The sequence below is a fragment of the Paenibacillus xylanexedens genome (genome assembly GCF_001908275.1).
Lineage (GTDB): Bacteria > Bacillota > Bacilli > Paenibacillales > Paenibacillaceae > Paenibacillus > Paenibacillus xylanexedens_A.
On record NZ_CP018620.1, the window covers coordinates 4926116 to 4946064 of the forward strand.

Below are 19949 nucleotides of genomic sequence, written 5' to 3' on the forward strand. Positions count from 1 at the left end.
CTCATAAAAGACTTGTTTCTTATTATATCAAAAAAACGTCCGTACTTCATGAACCTGCCCGAATATTCCAGAGTTTGCGAATATCGCGGCTCTCATCCCAAGTTCTTCCCAGTTTTAATTGAAGGATTAAAGGAGACGCATATCGTTCATAACGTGCATATCCATCCAACCTCTTCAGATCATCTACGAGTGCTGGGATGTGTTCCTTAATCACTTCGCGCTTTCCCTCATAAAAAGCGGCATGAACCTCAGCTTTCGCTAACGGACGCTGCCGTAATTGAGTATACCCGCTCGCGATCAGACCTGCCAAGGCCACAACACCTTTCGCAACAAGGGGCGATACAAGAAAGCTGGGTAACGTACGATACTCAAATCCACCATAGGATTTCAGGCGAAAATCACCAAGTGCTCCATAACGGGGTCGTCTTCCCGATCCTCGTGGGTCTTGCAGAAATGCCAGTGGCAATGCCAGATAATTGTCCAGTGCACGAAGCAGTTCCCCGGTAAGATTCACCCCGCTAAAATGAATATGACCGCCTAGAGGTAACCCACGCTGTGGCATCCCGCCTGCCTGCCAGATGAGTGAGTGATCACTAATGCTGCGGGAAGCGGCTGCGAATGCCCTCATCAGATGAGCCAGCAGTTCTCGTGGTTCGGAGCTGGGAGCCGGCCGCAGTTCGGCAACCGGATATATGCGCCGTCCACCAATCGTCACGGAATCACAGCCTGCCATTCCTGTACGTTCAAGAAATCTGGAGGCGGGTACGATTTTGGATTCCGGCATCTGCACCAGAAGAAACTCCGGGTCCATGCCGAGTATTGGAATGGGTCTGTGACTTACTTCCTCATCCAGCAGTTCCTGATGCTGCTTCCAGCTTTCCCTATAGGTAGTAGCAAGGTTGGTCACCCCTTTCCAGGGACATGGATCAATCGAAATCACTGCACAACCGCCGTTCCCTGAGGATTCCATTCGAACAGCTCCATGATCCAGTCCTAGCGTATACAGCGTTTTGATCGCAAGTCGTTCTATGCGCTTGAATAAGGTTGAACTCGCTTCACGCTCCAACGGAGTTTCCTGTGCCCTTCCCATGCCACTAGTATCCTTGCGTTTGATCCGAATCGCCTGCAGACAACTTATCTCTACGTCATAGCGTACACGCAAGCCTGGTTCACGTTTGCGCCGATCGTGCAGTGACAATACTTCAATGCCTGCCTGTTTCAACCGTTCTGCACGTTCTCCAGAAGTCATCCTTTCATATCGGCGCAGCGCTTCCTCCGCTTGTTCCATCACATTCATTACGTGCCCCCTCCCGGATCATGCAACTAAAATAAAAATAACCCCGCAATGCGGAGCCTTCCCGTGAAAGGTATTCCAGGCACATTGCGAGGCTCGTTACCACCCATTTTTTAATATTTAAGAAGAAAGAGGGCTTACGCCCTCTTCACCGCGCCTTCTGGCGCATATGATACCTTAGGTTATCAAATACAGGCGTCAAACTCACAGCTCATCGTCGAGCAGATCGGGATCGAGATCGTCATAATCTCCATCGGCACTGCCAAAGTCATAGTCCTTGTCTTCGTAGTCACCGCAACCATCTGTGCAGACCTTCACACAAACTTTGGTTTCGGCAACAAGTTCCACAGCGAATTCCCGTTCTACCCGGATAATTACACTGCTTCCACCTGCTGATACTGTGGCTTCCACACAGCTAGGTTCCTGCGTTGCATCCGCAGATACCTCCACTGTGGAAGTCCGGTGTTTCGGGTCCAGATAGGACAAAGGTACATGTTCTACATACGAGACCGTTTCTTTGGCTACATCCGTCTGAGAATTCTTGTCGTAGGAATACCAAATGTTGATATCGTAAGTACCAATAACTTCAATTCCGTCACCCGCTGATACGGCTTCATATTGGTGGTTGATAATCCAAGCCCCCAAAATACTTGTCGGACCATTTGGCGGAGTCACGGTATGTGTTACGGTAGAGAACTTACGACCTTTGCCGCAGATCGCCTTCGTGATAATCTCTCTACATTGATGTTTATGACTCAATGACATCTTTAAACCTCCTCCATACAATCATTCACTACAAGTGTATGCAGGGCATTCGTCTAGGGTGACAACTATTTTCTATTATTCGTTTGTAGATTGGGACCGGTCCGAGATTGGGGACGGTGCTTTGTCCTTCTTCGCGACTTTCAGATACAGCGCGAGTTCACGGCACAGCTGGAGAATTGCGGAACGAATCTCGAATTCTTCCCTTGTATCCGGCAGCTCCATACGTTTGAATTCTTCTTGCACATCTGCAAGAAGTTTTTCAGTTCGTCCGGTGTAGGATTCAGTAAGTACATCCTGACTAAGCTGATCGAACAGCTCCGATACCATTTCCGCATGTGGCATCTTCTGATAGATCTGGGACACCAGATGCATCATGTGCTGGATGGAGTCCAGCTGCGTTTTGCGCATATAGAAGTAGACACTCCATTCCTCATTCGGATGAATCACCTGATTCTCCAGAGACCGCTTGGCAGCATCAATACCGCCAAGGATCGCTTTATCTGCTTCAATCAGCTCTCTCCCCGCCCATGCTTCATTGGGATTACGCAGCGTGGCCGCAAATTCCTTGAAAATCTTCGAGAAGAGTTCATCGATTCGTTTGCGAATGCGTAGCATCTGTGGATCTGCTGCCGGCATATAGGCCAGGTTAACCGCCATTGCGGAACCAAGACCAATTAACAGCAAAGCAATTTGCACGAGGACGACATGCACGTCCATCTCCCCGCCGCCGAACACCCGAAACACCACAACAGAACCTGTAACAATACCTTCTTTGAATCCTACCCGGACAATAGCCGGGAATGCGATCAATATGTATACCGCCAGCACCCAATAATGGAAGCCTAGAAAGTGAAAAAGTACACTTGCAAACAAAAGTCCAACTACGGAAGCAAAGAACCGCGCCGATATGGTGCGAATACTTCGTTTTCTCGTTACATCCACACCAAGAATGGCAAGCAATCCCGCTGATGTTGGTCCCGGCAAGCGACACCAGTCTGCAATCAATACAGCCATTAATGCGGCGATTGCAGTTTTAATTACCCTAAAACCCATTTAACATTCCATCTCCTCTAAGCTGCAAAAAAAATTCTTAGCCAGCTCGTCGCCTCATTCATTTATCATGACTAGTATGTCTCATCCAAATGTAAACTAGACGACATCAACCGACATGCGCATGCATGCCGGTCACAGCAACACGCCCCGAATGAGGGACGCTGGCAAGTTAGATCGTTGCGACAGAACCTCAAGGCCCTCTTCTCCAATCATCGCATTCATTCCGGATCTGCGCGGAATAATCATACTAAATATGGTACTTGATTTTACGGTATCGGGCAACGTGACACCCCTTGTGAAATTGTATACATATCATACCCGGTCACATTACGAGTAAAACACTTCCAAATCACCTGCGGCCAGCCAGCATTTTGCGTTCTGCATAGACAACAAGTTGGTACATGGCTGTTGCAACTGCAGCAATAATTAACAGACTCGATAATACAAGTGTGAAGTTGAATACCTGGAATCCGTAGATAATGAGATAACCGAGCCCTTGTTTGGCGACCAAAAACTCACCCACAATTACACCCACCCAAGCCATGCCAACGTTCACTTTCAAGGTGGATACAATCGCCGGAAAAGAAGCAGGTAATACAACTTTTGTAAAAATCTCGGAACGGTCTCCACCAAACGTACGAATGACTTTAATATAATTGGGATCCACTTCATTGAAGCTGTTATACACCACTAATGTCGTGATAATGACCGTGATGGACAATGTGGTCATGACAATCGCTGTAAAACCCGCGCCGAACATCACAATAAAGATTGGGCCAAGTGCTACCTTTGGCATACTGTTGAACACAACCATATAGGGGTCCAACACTTTTGACAAAAAAGGAGACCACCAAATTAAAACCGCAAGCAAGGTTCCCACCAGTGTCCCCAGTAAAAAACCAACTGCCGTTTCCCCTACGGTTACCCCAACATGTGCCCACAACTCGCCACTAGCGATGTCCTTGCCAATCTGGGCAAAAACCTTACTCGGATAACTGAATAACAGTACATCAATCCAACGGAGTCTGCCTGCCACTTCCCATAGCAAAAACATACATACTAGCATAGATAACTGTACGGCAAGCACTTGGTGTCGCCATCTTGCCACCTGCTGAATATGATTCCGATGCAGCTGCCCCATCCATTCGTCACGCTTTTCCTGCTTCGGATTCATTGGATTCACGCGTCTTCCTCACCTCCCCCGGACTGATCCAGTTCACTCCACAATGCCTGAAACAACGCATTAAATCCTTCTTGCTCTCTGGCATGAAACGGCTGAGATTTACGAATTCCATCGGGAATGATAAATTCACGACGGATGCGGCCCGGATTGCGATCCAGTACAATGACGCGGTCACTGACCGCAATGGCTTCAGACAAATCATGGGTGACGAGAACGGATGTTTTGCCAAACTGTTTTAACGTGTCCGAGACCAGATCCTCCAATTGCAGCTTGGTTTGATAATCAAGTGCTGAGAATGGTTCATCCAACAATAAAATCCCCGGATCGGTTGCCAGCGTGCGCACCAGGGCTACTCGCTGTCTCATTCCTCCTGAAAGCTCTGAAGGGTACTGATTCTCCGTTCCGGCCAACCCCATACTTACCAGCAGTTCCCGTACACGCTCACGGCTCCGTTCATCATGTCTGCCTGTCAGTTCAAGACCGATTAATGCATTATCCAGAATGGTCCGCCACGGAAACAGATAGTCCTGTTGCAGCATATAACCAATCTGTGCTGAGGGGCCGCCAACGAGTTTGCCTTTAACCTTAACCTCTCCTCGGGTGGGTGTGAGCAGCCCGGCGATGATCGACAACAATGTCGTTTTACCGCATCCACTCGGTCCAACCAGACTGACGAACTCTCCTTTTTGGATCTCCAGACTCAAGTCCTCAATCACCAAGGAAGCTTCCCTCTCGCTGACGTATACTTGAGAGATCCCCTCCAGTCGGATCACACTTTCGGATTCAGGCATTCTGCTCACTTCCTTTCCTGAATACCCCATTACTTTGATTTCGTAACCTCTTCCGCATAGGCATTATCCACAATGGCATTCAAATCCACACGTTCTTTCAACTCTCCGGCGGCACTCATGACATCAAGCAGATTGTTCCACTCTTCTGCATCGATGATTGGGTCCGTTGCATAGCTGCCCTGTTCCTTATAACGATTAACACTGCTGACTAGAATGGCTGGATCAATGTCTTTAAAAAAAGGAGAAATGACTTCAGCAATCTCTTCAGCCGTATGGGAATCCACCCATGCCTGCGCTTTGTGTAGACCATTCGTAAACTTCTGTACGATATCCTTATTGTCGTTAAGATAACTCTGTTTCGTCATGAAGACGGTGTAAGGCAGAAGACCACCTTCTGTGCCAAACGATGCAACAACCTTACCCCGACCTTCTTGTTCAAAGATGGATGCCTGGGGTTCAAACAGTTGAACATAATCTCCCGTGCCTGAAGCGAAAGCAGACGCAATGTTGGCAAAGTCCACATTTTGAATCAGCTCCAGATCACTTTGCGGATCAATGCCATGTTTGTTCAGTGCGAACTCCCCTGCCATTTGCGGCATGCCGCCTTTGCGTTGACCGAGAAATGTGGAATCCCTCAGTTGCTCCCAATCGAAGCTACCTTCTGTGTTACGAGCGAACAGAAATGTTCCATCCGTCTGGGTGAGCTGGGCAAAGTTAATAACCGGATCTTCCGCTCCCTGCTGATAGACATATATGGACGTCTCCGCCCCTACCAGTGCGATATCCACCGAACCTGCGAGTAATGCCGCCATCGTTTTGTCACCACCAGCAGTCGTTTGAATATCCACCTCAAGTCCCTGCTCTTCAAAAAAACCTTGAGCCACAGCCACATACTCCGGTGCGTAAAATACCGAACGAGTCACTTCGCCAATCGTAATCTTGGCTTCATTCTCTTCCTTATTACAGCTGGTGAGCGCCACAATGATAATCAGCAGAATAACGATGCCCCGGACGAACCATGGCGTGTATTTCATGTTGTTTCCCTCCTTCACTGGTTTCAGCAGTTTCTCTCTATTATGGATATGCCGATGCCCAACAAAAGGTTAAGAACTTAAATGCAAAAAAGAGCCGGGCAATGTTGCCCGACTCTTCAGCTCTTCGAAATGTTATTCAGTATGTTATTCAGTATGTTATTTACGGGGATACCTACAGCTTGTAAATCTCGGCATATTTGGCTTCCAGATAATCAGCCAGATAATCCGGGTTCAATTCTTCACCCGTTATGGCAACAATTAATTCGGAAGGTGTGCGACTTCTACCATACCGGTAGATCTTGTCTGTAAGCCATTCCTTAATTGGAATCAGATTTCCTTCGGCAATGAGGGTATCAAACTCCGGCATTTCCTTGCGCAATGTATGTAGAATTTGAGCTGCATACATATTACCCAGAGAATACGAAGCAAAGTAACCAAAGTCACCACCAGACCAGTGAACATCCTGAAGAACACCGTCTCCATCATTCGTTGGCATAATACCTAGGTATTCCTTGTATTTTGCATTCCAGGTCTCTGGCAGGTCTTTCACTTCCAGACCATCGTTGAATAACATTTTCTCGATCTCATATCGGATAATAATATGCAGGTTATAGGTCAGTTCATCCGCTTCAATCCGAATGAGTGAACTCTCTACCCAGTTGATTGCACGATAAAAATCTTCCAGTTCAACCTCGCTCAGTTGCGGGAAATGCTGTTGCAAATCTTTGTAATAGCGTGTCCAGAATGGCAGGCTGCGACCAATCATGTTTTCCCAAAGACGGGACTGGGACTCATGAATCCCCATGGACGTTCCTTCGGCAAGAAGGGTACCCGCCAGACTGTCATCAATATTTTGCTCGTACAGGGCATGTCCGCCCTCATGCAGTGAACTGAAGACTGCGCTTGCTACATCATCTTGCAGATAATGTGTTGTGATCCGCACATCACCCGGGTTAAGACCCGTTGCAAAAGGATGAACACTCTCGTCCAATCGTCCAGCTTCAAAGTCATAGCCCATTTGTTCCAGGATGAACAGACTGAATTTTTCCTGCTGTTTGGTGTCAAACAACTGATTCAGGAACTCTGTATTTGGCTTGTTTTCTGAAGCATTAATCTTCTCTTGCAAAGGCACCAAACGTGCTTTGAGGCGGGCGAACACAGCGTCCACTTTCTCAACCGTCAGATCCGGTTCATACATATCAAGCAGCGTATCATAACGTGTATCCTTCACACCCCAATAATCAATAAACTCCTGTTTGAGCTTAACGATATCTGTGAGATAAGGTGAGAATCCTGCAAAATCACTGTTATGCTTGGCATCTTCCCATGCCGTTTCCGACTTGGCTGTTAGCACGGTATAAGCTTGTACTTTCTCAGGTGGTACGGATTGACTGCGATCATATTCTTTCTTGCAATCTTCAACCAGACGACGATCTATATCTTCGAGCTGTTCCAATACTGCTGGAGTCGTTAATGCATCCAGGTAAGTCTTCATGTCAGCCGAGGTTTGCAGCTTGAATGCTTCGGTGGACAACATACCCAGCGTCTCCGAACGAGTCGGAACGCCTTTTTTCGGCGCACCTGTGCGCAGATCCCAGTGAAGCAAACCAATGGCTTCATGATAGCTCTTAATTTTACGAGCCAGATTACGGAAGGATTCCAAATGTTCCTGTGTTTGTTTATCCATTGTTATCGTTCACCTCTTCAAAAAAAATGTTATACCCTATTGATGATACTTTTTGCATTGCGTATAATCAACTTTTAACAGATGAAAATTGCATTGTTCTCCTAAAGATACGTGTTCAAAAAGTCTGGTTTTCATTACCGCGAAGATAGAAATGGCGTTCAACTTCGATGCTGATGATGCCCTCAGGCATGATTTGTAATCAAAAGTGGACTTTTTGAACAACCTCTAAAGGGTTGGAGTAATTCCATCTGCTGACCGTGAAATACTATTTAAAGCAAAGGCGTGTAGGACAAGCTGCATCATATGCAAGTGGCCGTGCTCGTCGTATTGGATAACAGGAGGCAATGGACATGAACAACATTCAAGAGATTTTGACTTACAACAAATCATTTGTCGAGACTAAAGAATACGAAAAGTATACGGCTGGCAAGTTTCCAACCAAAAAGATGGTTATCATCACTTGTATGGATACACGTCTGGTGGAATTGCTGCCCAAGGCCATGAACCTGAAAAACGGTGATGTGAAAATCATCAAAAACGCAGGCGCAATTATCTCTCAGCCTTTCGGAAGCGTAATGCGTAGTGTACTTGTCGCCATCTATGAACTGGGTGCAGATGAAGTCCTGGTAGTGGGGCATACGGAATGTGGTATGGCTTCCCTTCACGCTGAGACCATGATTGGACATATGGTTGAGCGTGGCGTATCGGAAGAAGTCATGACTACTCTGGAGAACTCTGGCATCCGTTTGCAAAAATGGTTGCGCGGGTTTGACAGCGTCGAAGAAGGGGTAAAACATACTGTGGAAGTGATCAAGAAGCATCCTTTACTTCCTCCCAATGTACCCGTCCACGGCATGGTTATCGATTCTGCTACAGGTGAACTTGATCTTGTCGCTGAGGGGTATGGACAACAGGCATCTCTCTAAATGGTTTGGAGTGCGGACCTTATGGTTCGCACTTTTTTTGTCTAAATTAAGGCAGTTGTTCTGTCAGGTTGTCAAACCATACAGTTTCAGTGTACACTTTTTATGAAAGCGGTCAAAGAAAGTAAAAACGATTGTTCTCTCTGACCTAGCCCTAATATTAAGGAGACATGTGCATGAACATACTTTCCTACGGATTACTCGGGCTGCTTACCCGCGAGGAGTCATCGGGCTATGATCTGATGCTGAAAATCCAGCCACATTGGCAGGCGAAACACAGCCAGATCTATCCACTCCTGTCCAAGATGGAAAACGATGAGTTATTGGCCTCCCGCTGGGTACAACAGTCTGACAAACCGGACAAGAAAATGTACGCAGTTACGGAAAAAGGCATTGAAAAGCTCTTGGAATGGATGATTACTCCTGTTACCGCACCGGTTACACGCGATGAATTTAATTTGCGTATTTTGTGTGTTGGCATAGCGGAAGACGGAAGCATGAGACGCATTCTTAACGAGCGTAAAAGCTGGTTTATGGAACGCATACGTTATTTCGAGGATCTGAAGTCACGTATACCTCAGGATAATCTTCGTGTAGGCAACCGAGATTTTGGAAGCTACATCCTGGTACAAAAAGGGTTAATGCACGCACAAACAGGCCTGGAATGGTGTCATTGGGTTACCCAATTGCTTGATGGCCAAGCTGCAATTCAAGACCCGAGTCCAAGCGTTTCAGAAATTTAATAAAATTTGAAACGTTCCTGCAAGTTGACCGTATTACATGAGTAAGGCCCATTTTTGGGCGATTCAAACAAATTAATCGGGGGGTTACGATCTTTACAATGAAGAAAAAATTCGGAGTTAAACATCTAATGATGGTATTTATGGCCTTTACATTATTGTTCGCAACAGTGGGAGTAACGAATCCGGATTCTGCAGATGCAAGACGTGGTGGCGGATTCAAATCCGGTACGAAAAGTTATAGCAATACACCTAAGAAATCCGACAGCAATGTAAGCAAATCGAATACGAATAACAATTCCAGCAATGGAGCAGCTACAACGAACCGTGGCGGATTCTTCGGCGGTGGCGGCGGATTCATGAAAGGCATGATGCTTGGTGGTCTTGCTGGTATGATGTTTGGCGGATTGTTCGGTGGCATGGGCGCTCTGGGTAACATCCTTGGATTGCTCGTGAACGTTGCAGCAATTATGTTGATTGTTATGCTGGCTATGGCACTCTTCAGAGCCATCTCCAATCGTCGCAAACCTGCAGCGGATGGTCGTTATGACCGTCGCAATGATCGTGATGATGACCGTAACAGAAACGGACGGTACTAATCTCTATGGTTCTGAGCATGGATGAAATTGTGAATGCAATCTGTATTCATATGGCAGAACGTAAGGGTGTACGTCCAACCGATGTGAATGTAGAACTGAGTTGGGAAGAAGATACAGGTTATTCCGCTGAAGTTTGGATTCAAGGCCGTAGTCAATATCTGGTGGAGTCCAATATGATTGAAGCGATTCTTCGTTACCTGCACAGTGAATACAACATCCGGGCGTACCGTGAGAATGTACGACTTGATCTGGATGAAGAAATCACAGCGATCGTTAATCAATAAGATAGGTCACTCACTGGCCTGATATACGAAAGACCGCCTCCCCTCTGTCCTGACAGAGATGGAAGGCGGTCTTTTGTTTCTGTATTTGTAGCTTTATTTGTGTGTCTATTATAGTCTCTATACGTCTCTGTGTTACGTTCTAATTCTTGGAAACTACGATTGTAGTTTAACCAGGCTGTAGTTCTTCTTACCTTTACGGATAATGATGAATTTACCGCCAATGGCATGCTCTGCCGACACTGTGAATTCAAGCTCCGTGATTTTCTCACCGTTCATGGAGATAGCGCCTTTAGTGACATCCTCACGGGCCTGGCGTTTGGATGGCTCCAACCCCAGATCTACGAGCCAGTCGACGATATTTTTCGCTTCGCCGTCCGTTTCGAATGTTGGCATTTCCTTGAAACCCTGCTCGATTTCATCTGCTGTCAGGGAACGGATATCACCACTGAACAGCGCCGCTGTAATACGTTTAGCCTGTTCTAGCATTTCTTCGCCGTGAACGAATTTTGTCATTTCTTCCGCGAGTGCTTTCTGTGCTTCACGTCTGTGCGGCTCTGTCTCTACCTTTTCAGCCAAAGCTTCAATTTCTTCTTTGCTCAGGAAGGTAAAGTATTTCAAGTATTTGATCACATCACGGTCATCTGTATTCGCCCAGAACTGGTAGAACTCAAATGGTGTCGTTTTGTTCGGGTCAAGCCAGATTGCGCCGCCAGCTGTTTTACCGAATTTGGTTCCGTCGGATTTGAGCATGAGCGGAATGGTCAGACCGTACGCCTTCGCTTCTGATCCTTCTTTTTTACGAATCAGATCAAGACCACTCGTGATATTCCCCCATTGATCCGAACCGCCGATTTGAAGCTGTACATCTTCGTTCTGGAACAGGTGCAGGTAGTCGAGTGATTGAAGGATCTGGTAGGAAAACTCGGTGAATGAGATTCCGCCTTCCAGTCTGCTCGCAACGACATCCTTAGCCAACATTGTGTTGAGGTTAAAGTTTTTGCCGTAGTCACGCAAGAATTCAATGACATTGATTTTGTGTGTCCAATCGTAGTTGTTCACCATGCGAACCTGATTATCACCGTCTGTTACGAACAATTTCTTCATCTGCGCTGTCAGTGCATCCACATTCTCCTGCACTTGCTCCATCGTTTGCAAAGAACGTTCTGCCTGCCGACCACTTGGGTCACCAATCGTTCCTGTAGCTCCACCAATCAGAATGACTGGACGGTGTCCTGCCAGTTGAAAACGTTTCAGCATCATGAATGGAATGAGATGTCCGATATGCATGCTATCCCCCGTAGGGTCAACGCCGCAGTACAGTGAGATTGATTTGGTTTCAGTCAACTCACGCAGTCCCTCTGCATCCGTCTGCTGGTTAATGGCGTCACGCCACTGTAGTTCATCAATAATATTCATGTGTATAACCCCTTTTCTATCCTCAAGATTCAGTCATGATCTACGTTAAATTACGAAATTACACGCTGGAACGGCTTTTTTGGACACAAAAAAATCGCCTCCTTGTCTTCATTAGACACAGGGACGATTATCATAACCGTGGTACCACCCAAATTGCATGGACAACACGTGACCTTAACACGTTATCCATACCACTTTTGGCAATATATCGTTTGCCCATCCGCTTGGCATTACCCAAGTACTCCAGAGTGTAATTCGCAGCCCTTGTATGTATCAGGTTCCATCAACCCCTGACTTTCTGTAACAGGGACAAAGCCGCTACTGCGCTCTATCAACGTGATTCATGTATTCAATTTATAGCAAGTATAGCCGAACGTTTCAGTCATTGCAAGACCAAGTATTAATCTTCGAACAGAACAACGGATGCATAGTTGAAACCAGATTATATGATCATCATGTTCAATTTTCCGTGATAATAACCATAGGCTTTCTCCGCGATCTGATCCTCATTGTTCCAAAACTTCTGATCCAGCGCATCTAACTGTTGCTCTTGTTCCTTTGTCAGTAATTTAGGAATATCCCACAGTTCAGTAAGCCTTTCATCCTCTTTCAGATGCTCAATGCAGCCGTATGCTGACGTTATAATCTCCACGACTTGAGTCGCACCAATGATATGTGATGCCCGCAACGCGTAACGGTACACCTCTTCCCCCCAGTTACAGAAAAACTGTATAAAACCGCCATTAAAGATATCCGCCTCTAACAACCATAAAGCAACAATGTCCTGCTCGTTCGAAGTCAACGAAGCCCAGCCCTGTTCAGATTCATTCTTTTTTTCGACAAATAACACAGCATAGTCATACCATACGTCATTAATATCTTGCTCACTCACGTTACACACCTCACTTTTCTTTATGCATGCTCTCTAACTCCTGACGTTTACCCGTCTGATGCCAATGTAAATAAGGATTACCGATCTGCTGGAAGGCTTCCAGGACACCCCTGTTCAGGTCCTTCATCACTTCATTTGTATAGTTCAAATGCGTCTCTTTATTATCCACGCCATGTCTTTCCAACAACCCTACATGCGTCGCGGTGAAAATAATATCTTCCAGCAACCAATAGATGACTTCATCCGGCTGTTTCACCTGTTTCTCCAATGAGACGTGACCACGTTCGTATATTCGTACGATATACGTATCTTCTCCAGTCTCTACATAAGGCACCCCATCCCATTTAAAGGTCTCAAACAAGCGGTTAACATAGTTCTGCATCTGTTCCCTGGGAAAAGATGTACGCTCTAAAAGCTGTAAAAGGATGTCTGCCAATTGTTGTTTGCTTAACATGTTGGACATGAATGCACCTGCCTCTGCAAAAGTAAAACTCTACTTCTCTGATTATTGCATGATAATCTCCAAATTTAATAAAAACGTTGAATTCTAACGTTCATGACAGAATAAAAAAATGAAAAAGCTGCCCAAGGCAGCCTCTTCATATTTATTCCTACTGTTCAATCAGGTCCCACAAAAAGTCTGATACGAAGTATTACATTGTGCAGGTAGTTCGGCATATTCAGCCTGTTCAGGTGAGTGTGCAAACGGATCTGAAAGAACTGCCAAAAGCTTCTCCATCACGCTAAGGTCTCCGTGATTCTCCGCTTGCTCAAGGGCTTCCTCGACCCGATGATTTCGGGGAATGACGGCTGGATTGTTCGTTCTCATCAACTGTCGAGAGACTTCCTTCTCCTCTTGCTGTCTGTCCAATCTTGCTCGCCACCGCTCATGCCATTCAGCAAATTCTGTCGTGCCAAACAAAGCTGTCCCTTCCAATGTATCAAAGGTCAATGCCAGGAACGTATTGGTGTAATCTGCACTATGTTTCTCCATTAGTTCAAGAAGCTCCTTGATCAACGCTTCATCTTCGGCCTCTTCATCCAACAAGCCCAGTTTGGCACGCATTCCCTGGAGCCAATGATGATGGTACAATTCAGAAAATTGTGCGATAGCATCCTGAGCGAGTTGCACGGCCTGTTCTTCATCTTCATGCAACAACGGCAGAAGCGTCTCGGCAAAACGAGCCAAATTCCACCCGGCAATATACGGTTGATTACCATAAGCATAGCGACCTTGCCTGTCAATGGAGCTGAATACGGTCGAAGGATTGTAAGCATCCATAAAGGCACACGGACCATAATCGATGGTCTCACCACTGATCGCCATGTTATCCGTGTTCATCACGCCATGAATGAAACCAACACGCTGCCATTGGGCTATGAGAGCCGCCTGCCGTTTAATCATTTCCTGAAGGAACACAAGATAGCGATTTTCGGCTTGGGCAACCTCAGGGAAATGTCGATTCAACGTGTAATCAGCCAACGCCCGAAGATCTTCAATAGACCCCCATCTTGCTGCGTACTGAAAGGTTGCTACCCGGATATGACTGGAAGCCACCCGGGTCAATACGGCACCAGGCCGCTCTGTTTCGCGGATAATGTTTTCTCCTGTAGACACCACAGCCAGACTGCGTGTCGTTGGGATACCCAGTGCATACATCGCTTCGCTAATAATATATTCTCGCAACATGGGCCCTACAGCAGCACGTCCATCTCCTCCACGAGAGTACGGTGTTCTCCCTGAACCTTTCAGCTGGATATCCACTCGCTCGCCCTGTGGCGTAATCTGTTCACCCAGCAGAAGAGCCCGTCCATCTCCAAGCATGTTAAAATTGCCGAATTGATGTCCTGCATAGGCCTGAGCTAAAGGCTCGGCTCCTTCCGGAATCATATTACCTGCAAAAATTTGCGCTCCTTCATCACTGTCAAGAGACTCCACATCCAGTCCCAAGCTGGATGCAAGCAATCTATTGAAAATGATCAACTTTGGTGATTCAACAGGCACTGCGCCCTGACTTGTGAAAAAGGGTTGCGGTAACTGCGCATAACTATTCTCCAAGTTCCACCCTTTGTTCAACGTTTCTTGTTGCATGGTGATCACAACTCCTTTTCTGCACCAGGGATATCCCTTGGTTATATTGTAGCCTTGTGAACCAATGCTCATTTATGTAGTCGCATGGAAATTCAATTCAAGAGGTTGTTGACTTAAACGAACATCTAAAATGTTCTTGATGAAACTTTAGCATATTTGCATGTCTTTTGCATTCCTCATGAATCGTAAGCACAAAAAAATCCAAGAGGTTTCTTTGACAAGTGGGGTCATTCCCTTTCACTCCACTTCCCAGAAAACCGTCTTGGATCTATTCCGCTTACTTACTACCAGATGACACGTCTGTTATTACAAGGATTACGTGTGTGCTTCTTGAGCCTGTACAGGCTGTACTGGCAAGCTCCCTTTTTTCAAAGCGAGGTTAAAGAAGACATTAAGCAGGATCGCTGACAGGCTTCCTGTGATAATACCATCGCTAACAATAATCCGAATACTTTGAGGAAGCTGGGCAAACAGATCGGGTACAGCAGTAACACCGAGCCCAAGTGAAACGGAGCAAGCCACGATCAATAGATTGGATTGTTTGCCAAAGTCGACGTTTTGCAGCATTTTGATCCCGGATGAGACAACCATTCCAAACAGGACAACAGTCGCTCCTCCGAGGACAGCACTTGGAATAATGGTTGCAAAAGCAGCTACTTTCGGAATGAGTCCCAGAAAGACCAGAATACCTCCGGCTGCAACAACAACATTGGTCGTTTTCACTTTGGAGAGCTGAACCAAACCAACATTCTGTGCAAATGTATTGTATGGAAAAGCATTAAAGATGCCGCCCAGAACAAACGCGAGACCTTCTGCGCGATATCCCCGTGCCAGATCTTTTTCGTTGATCGGTTGATCACAGATTTTGCTCAAAGCCATAAATACACCTGTTGATTCGATGATAACCACCGTACCTACAATAATCATTGTAATAATGGGGCCGATTTCGAAGGTAGGCCATCCAAAGTAAAAGGGTTGAGGTAAATGGAACCAGGAGGCTTCCTGTACAGAGGCAAAATTCACTTTTCCCATGATGGCTGCGATGAGAGTTCCCACGATAATACCAAGGAGAACAGCCAGGGATTTTACAAACCCGCGAGCATATCGATTCAGGATTAGAATGAACAGTAATACACCAAATGAAAGCGCCAAATTGTCCAAACTTCCGAAATTCTCGCTGTTTGCTCCACCCGCCATGTTTTTAATGCCGGTTGGAATTAACGCAAGACCGATAATGGTTACCACTGTACCGATCACAACTGGCGGAAACAATTTGACGATTTTGCTAAAAAATACGGCAAAGATGACGATAAATAACCCCGCTGCGATGATCGACCCATATATGGCAGGAATTCCGTATTGCGATCCAATCGCAATCATCGGTGTGACCGCTACAAAAGAGCTTCCAAGCACCGCTGGCAGACCAATACCCAAGTACTTGCCTTTCCGAGCCTGAAGCCATGTTGCAATCCCACACGTTAACAGGTCAATGGATACCAGATACGCCAACTGCTCTGCAGTCAGATTTAGTGCTCTGCCCACAAGCAAAGGCACCAGAATTGCTCCCGCATACATCGCGAGTACGTGCTGAATCCCCAGTGAAAAAACTCTCATCTTTTTGGTTTCTTTCATCCCACGTTGCCCCCCTGAAATTAGAATCAACAGAACCGCTGCAAAATCATGTTATGTTGATTCACATTATATAAACTATTCAGGGAAGTTCCATGATTCATAACATAGAATTGTGATAAGAGATAAAGAGCCCAACTAAAATTGGGCGTGTTATACAAAAGGTACTCTCAAACCGCTTATGTCGTGTTATATTAGTTAACACAGAATAACGAAAGTACTCTTTACACTCAGAAGCAATGAAACATGAACTTTGGATTCAACTTCAGTGATTCATGTAAATGAATAATGTCAGAACATCAAATTTTCCTATTCTCAGCTTGTCGAGTTAAGAGGTTTAATGTTAAAACGTTGCTCCATTACCTCTCTGTTCTGGTGAACCCTCTCCGTAAAAAACACTTCTTCTCTGTTCATCAGAACAACGGATGAAGCTCTGGTTCCATAGTCGAATTTTTCACTTTTTACGAAGATGGGAGAAAGCAAACGTTCCCATTCCAATGGAACACCTGTATGGGGGAGAAGCTCATCTACTGAAGGGTCTGCCATTTGCAGCAAACCTAATATTTGTTCTGTCAGGGTAGCTTCGTCCTCCCCTTGGATGATTTTCTCCAGCCCTTCTTTCCCACGTTTCACCTTGGGCCAATCCGTATTAATCAAGTGATTACTAATCCCGTATATTCCCGGTTCCAACTTCATCACAACATTACCTACATTAGAATAATAATAGAGGTCGTCAGGATCACCCACTACAAATTGTAGCCAGGATAATCATTTCGGCTTTGCTCCGCATGTTGCATATATTGCTTGGGTGTGGACGTTCCCTTCAAAAAATCAGCAACCAGATCTCCTCTTGAGCCTTTGGCATGTACATCTTCATTCGGATCACGATAATTCGTGATAGCAGCCAGACGCCCCTCTGTGGTTACGCCCATCCAGGTTCCCATGTTCAACAAATCCCGGCCAGCCAATATATGAGGATGATCTTCCCAATAGTGTGCTTGAGCCGTAGGTCTGTGATAGAATTCATCCCTATTTGATCCCAGAATAAGCGAATACTTTGGATGCATGTTGTAAGCAAATAAAATTAAACACATGGGAATCTTCAACTCCTATATTGGTTAAACCTCTGATTTCACGACTTTAAATAGCATAGTCAACTACAATGACATCTTCCACCCAACCATCGAGGGAAGCCACAAATGCCTGATGAGCAGGATGTGGGCCATAAGCTCGCAATGCCTCCTGATCTTCAAACGTCACTCTCAACCCAATCGTATAACCTTGAATACGGTCCGTTTCTTCCGATGCATTGATCCCTGCGGTCAACGCGACAATTCCCGGGATTTGTTCTTTCAACGCGAGCAATTGAGCCACCCAGTCCTGTTGCTTGGCTAATGTGATTTTATCGTTAAATTTAAAAACAACCAAATGTTCAAACATCTTGTTATTCCTCCTATGTCCATTCGAATAGTAAATGTAATTTCGTTAAATGAAGTTAATTCAACAATTCCAATCCGCCCATCATATAGGGGACCACTCTGTTGGCTAATTCAGCAGGGGATTCCTGCTCGCCTTCAATATTCCATCGATAGGTCAATCCATAGATCGACCAGCTTAGCATGGTTGCCGTAATTTTCAGCGTTTTGGGATCTACATCCCCCGCTACTTTGCTCATTAATTCAAGAAGGAATTGCTCCAGTTGAGTCTTGATGTTCTCTTCAATAATTGGTGCAACCGTCTCATATTTTTTGATGCATCCATTACTTGAGACGTGATAGTCACATAATGAAAATATAAGCTGCTGTATGGTTTCGGCTGATAACCGGGCATCCGGGTCTACCCTTTTCGTTACATATTCCATAAATGCATCCGATAACAAGGCTTCAAGCAGTGCATATTTATCCTGAAAATGGGCGTAGAATGTAGCCCTGTTAATTGTGGCTTGTTCCGTAATGTTTTGAATCGTAATGCTGTTGAAATTTTTAAGATTCAATTGGTTTAAAAACGCATCAAGAATTAATTGACGTGTGCGAATCACACGCGGATCATTCGAGTTTGGAGACAATACACCAGACATGTACCAATCCTCCTTTGTATACAAAATATTTGGTTAGACTCCTTCATTATAGATAAGTGTTATTTGTTCAACAAGTGAAAGTAAGTACAAAGACACCATACAATAATCCGTGTCTTTCGCTTAAGCAACAAAATGCTCCGATTGTTGGTTGAGCATGCCTATACACCTTGTTAAGATTGCACTCGTACCCGCTTGAAGGTGCATAATAATGGAGGTGCTTAGTTTGATTAATCAACAACATAATGTTATTTCTACGGAGTTTCTGTTTCAACCATACACTGTTAAAAAATTAACCCTGTCCTCGCGCATCATCATGTCCCCCATGGCTCGTGCCTTCTCCCCGGATGGTGTCCCGTGCCCCGATGTAGCCGCATATTATCGTCGGCGTGCTGAGCATGGTGTTGGACTCATTATTACCGAAGGTGCGACCATTGAGCATCCAGCTGCATCAAGTGAGCCTAGAATCCCTCATATGTATGGAGAAGCAGCTCTTCAAGGCTGGGCTGAAGTGGTCAAACAAGTCCATGAAGCCGGCGGCAAGATTTTTCCGCAGATTTTACACATGGGAATCGTTCGCCCTTCCGAATCTCAGCCTCACCCCGAGGCTGAATCACTTAGTCCATCGGGAGTTGATATGGAAGGTACTCAAGTAGGTGAGTCAATGACGGAGGCAGAGATCGCAACTGTGATTCAAGCTTATGCCGATGCAGCAGCCAATGCACAAAGCATTGGTTTTGACGGAATTGAGCTTCACGGTGCACACGGTTTTCTGATCGATCAATTTTTCTGGAAAACAACGAATAGGAGAACAGACCGCTATGGCGGTGACCTACAGAAACGAACTCAATTCGCGGTTGAAGTTGTAATGGCAGTTCGTGCTGCGGTAGGTCCTGATTTCCCTATCGCGATGCGGATTTCCCAATGGAAGATGAATGATTATCAAGCCAGACTGTTCGACACCCCCGAACAACTTGAACAATTCCTTCATTTGCTGGTTGACGCAGGTGTAGATATCTTCCACTGCTCGACACGACGCTTCTGGGAGCCCGAGTTTGAAGGATCTGAGCTTGGATTTGCAGGTTGGGTGCGAAAGCTAAGTGGTCAAACCACCATTACCGTCGGTTCTGTGGGTATGCCAGATGAGCCTGAAGCAGGAGCAGATAAAGCAACACATCCAGGTATGAGCGAGCTTATGAAGCGTTTCGATCAACAGGAATTTGATCTGGTGGCTGTGGGACGTGCGCTTCTTGGTGACCCGGCATGGGCAGTTAAAATACAGGAAGGCCGCGTATCTGAAATTCACCCTTTTACACCTGAAGTACTCGCTACGTTACACTAAGAACAATACCTTATTGTTCCAGAGATTTTTTCTCCACTATATATAGGTTTGAACTCATGAATCAACTATACTTAGCAAAGGGCTCGCTTTCCCTCCGGGATTGCGGGTATTTTGTTTTTAGAGATATCTGTCCGACCAAACACTTTGAGCA

At 45.7% G+C, this 19949-nt stretch carries 20 protein-coding genes, 1 pseudogene and 1 other annotated feature; of the genes and pseudogenes, 5 read left to right on the plus strand and 16 right to left on the minus strand.

Annotation, left to right across the window (positions count from 1 at the left end):
- Positions 1-46 precede the first annotated feature (46 nt).
- The 8 genes from BS614_RS21495 to BS614_RS21525 all read right to left on the minus strand — a co-directional run bounded on the left by BS614_RS21495 (position 47) and on the right by BS614_RS21525 (position 7807).
- Positions 47-1297: a putative amidoligase domain-containing protein gene (locus BS614_RS21495; RefSeq protein WP_244898175.1), complete on the minus strand. Its 1251-nt coding sequence runs from the start codon at positions 1295-1297 to the stop codon at positions 47-49.
- A gap of 201 nt (positions 1298-1498) precedes the next feature.
- Positions 1499-2059: an outer spore coat protein CotE gene (locus tag BS614_RS21500; protein ID WP_017687912.1), complete on the minus strand. Its 561-nt coding sequence runs from the start codon at positions 2057-2059 to the stop codon at positions 1499-1501.
- 75 nt (positions 2060-2134) lie between these two features.
- Entirely contained in the window at positions 2135-3112 is a 978-nt protein-coding gene (locus BS614_RS21505) for an aromatic acid exporter family protein (protein ID WP_036613548.1), read from the minus strand.
- A 132-nt stretch (positions 3113-3244) separates the two neighbouring features.
- Positions 3245-3394 carry a hypothetical protein gene (locus BS614_RS31860; RefSeq protein ID WP_167544411.1) on the minus strand — a complete coding sequence of 50 codons (150 nt, stop codon included), beginning with the start codon at positions 3392-3394 and terminating at the stop codon, positions 3245-3247.
- A 67-nt stretch (positions 3395-3461) separates the two neighbouring features.
- Positions 3462-4253, minus strand: coding sequence for an ABC transporter permease (locus tag BS614_RS21510; protein ID WP_370511416.1), 792 nt, complete (start codon positions 4251-4253; stop codon positions 3462-3464).
- 38 nt (positions 4254-4291) lie between these two features.
- On the minus strand, positions 4292-5086 hold the full coding sequence (locus BS614_RS21515) for an ABC transporter ATP-binding protein (RefSeq protein ID WP_074095507.1): 795 nt from the start codon (positions 5084-5086) through the stop codon (positions 4292-4294).
- 29 nt (positions 5087-5115) lie between these two features.
- Positions 5116-6120, minus strand: a complete 1005-nt coding sequence (locus tag BS614_RS21520; RefSeq protein ID WP_074095508.1) for an ABC transporter substrate-binding protein — start codon at positions 6118-6120, stop codon at positions 5116-5118.
- 172 nt (positions 6121-6292) lie between these two features.
- Complete coding sequence (locus BS614_RS21525) at positions 6293-7807, minus strand: carboxypeptidase M32 (RefSeq protein WP_074095509.1); 1515 nt, start codon at positions 7805-7807, stop codon at positions 6293-6295.
- 350 nt (positions 7808-8157) lie between these two features.
- Between BS614_RS21525 and BS614_RS21530 the strand changes: the two genes are divergently transcribed.
- From BS614_RS21530 to BS614_RS21545, 4 genes are all read left to right on the plus strand, one after another.
- On the plus strand, positions 8158-8733 hold the full coding sequence (locus BS614_RS21530) for a beta-class carbonic anhydrase (protein WP_036613541.1): 576 nt from the start codon (positions 8158-8160) through the stop codon (positions 8731-8733).
- A 173-nt stretch (positions 8734-8906) separates the two neighbouring features.
- The gene (locus BS614_RS21535) at positions 8907-9473 is read left to right on the plus strand and encodes a PadR family transcriptional regulator (protein WP_036613540.1); all 567 of its coding nucleotides are present in this window, start codon (positions 8907-8909) and stop codon (positions 9471-9473) included.
- Between the two features lie 98 nt (positions 9474-9571).
- On the plus strand, positions 9572-10069 hold the full coding sequence (locus BS614_RS21540) for a hypothetical protein (RefSeq protein WP_036613538.1): 498 nt from the start codon (positions 9572-9574) through the stop codon (positions 10067-10069).
- A gap of 5 nt (positions 10070-10074) precedes the next feature.
- Positions 10075-10353 carry a YxcD family protein gene (locus tag BS614_RS21545; RefSeq protein WP_017687903.1) on the plus strand — a complete coding sequence of 93 codons (279 nt, stop codon included), beginning with the start codon at positions 10075-10077 and terminating at the stop codon, positions 10351-10353.
- 153 nt (positions 10354-10506) lie between these two features.
- Here the strand turns inward: BS614_RS21545 and tyrS are convergent, their stop codons facing one another.
- The 8 genes and pseudogenes from tyrS to BS614_RS21585 all read right to left on the minus strand — a co-directional run bounded on the left by tyrS (position 10507) and on the right by BS614_RS21585 (position 18459).
- On the minus strand, positions 10507-11769 hold the full coding sequence (tyrS, locus tag BS614_RS21550; RefSeq protein WP_036613950.1) for a tyrosine--tRNA ligase: 1263 nt from the start codon (positions 11767-11769) through the stop codon (positions 10507-10509).
- A gap of 116 nt (positions 11770-11885) precedes the next feature.
- Positions 11886-12113: a binding site (T-box leader), on the minus strand.
- A gap of 98 nt (positions 12114-12211) precedes the next feature.
- On the minus strand, positions 12212-12661 hold the full coding sequence (locus BS614_RS21555; protein ID WP_074095510.1) for a DMP19 family protein: 450 nt from the start codon (positions 12659-12661) through the stop codon (positions 12212-12214).
- A 10-nt stretch (positions 12662-12671) separates the two neighbouring features.
- Positions 12672-13124, minus strand: a complete 453-nt coding sequence (locus BS614_RS21560; RefSeq protein ID WP_074095511.1) for an Imm63 family immunity protein — start codon at positions 13122-13124, stop codon at positions 12672-12674.
- 159 nt (positions 13125-13283) lie between these two features.
- Positions 13284-14753, minus strand: coding sequence for a protein adenylyltransferase SelO (locus tag BS614_RS21565; RefSeq protein WP_074095512.1), 1470 nt, complete (start codon positions 14751-14753; stop codon positions 13284-13286).
- A gap of 315 nt (positions 14754-15068) precedes the next feature.
- Positions 15069-16385, minus strand: a complete 1317-nt coding sequence (locus tag BS614_RS21570) for a nucleobase:cation symporter-2 family protein (RefSeq protein WP_074095513.1) — start codon at positions 16383-16385, stop codon at positions 15069-15071.
- Positions 16386-16697: 312 nt separating this feature from the next.
- A pseudogene (locus BS614_RS32625) lies at positions 16698-17476 on the minus strand (NRDE family protein).
- Positions 17477-17522: 46 nt separating this feature from the next.
- Positions 17523-17822: a Dabb family protein gene (locus tag BS614_RS21580; RefSeq protein WP_074095514.1), complete on the minus strand. Its 300-nt coding sequence runs from the start codon at positions 17820-17822 to the stop codon at positions 17523-17525.
- A 55-nt stretch (positions 17823-17877) separates the two neighbouring features.
- Positions 17878-18459, minus strand: coding sequence for a TetR/AcrR family transcriptional regulator (locus BS614_RS21585; protein WP_074095515.1), 582 nt, complete (start codon positions 18457-18459; stop codon positions 17878-17880).
- Between the two features lie 208 nt (positions 18460-18667).
- On the opposite strand from BS614_RS21585, the gene BS614_RS21590 reads away from it, so the two are divergent.
- Positions 18668-19798, plus strand: coding sequence for an NADH:flavin oxidoreductase (locus BS614_RS21590; protein ID WP_157116162.1), 1131 nt, complete (start codon positions 18668-18670; stop codon positions 19796-19798).
- Positions 19799-19949: the final 151 nt, after the last annotated feature.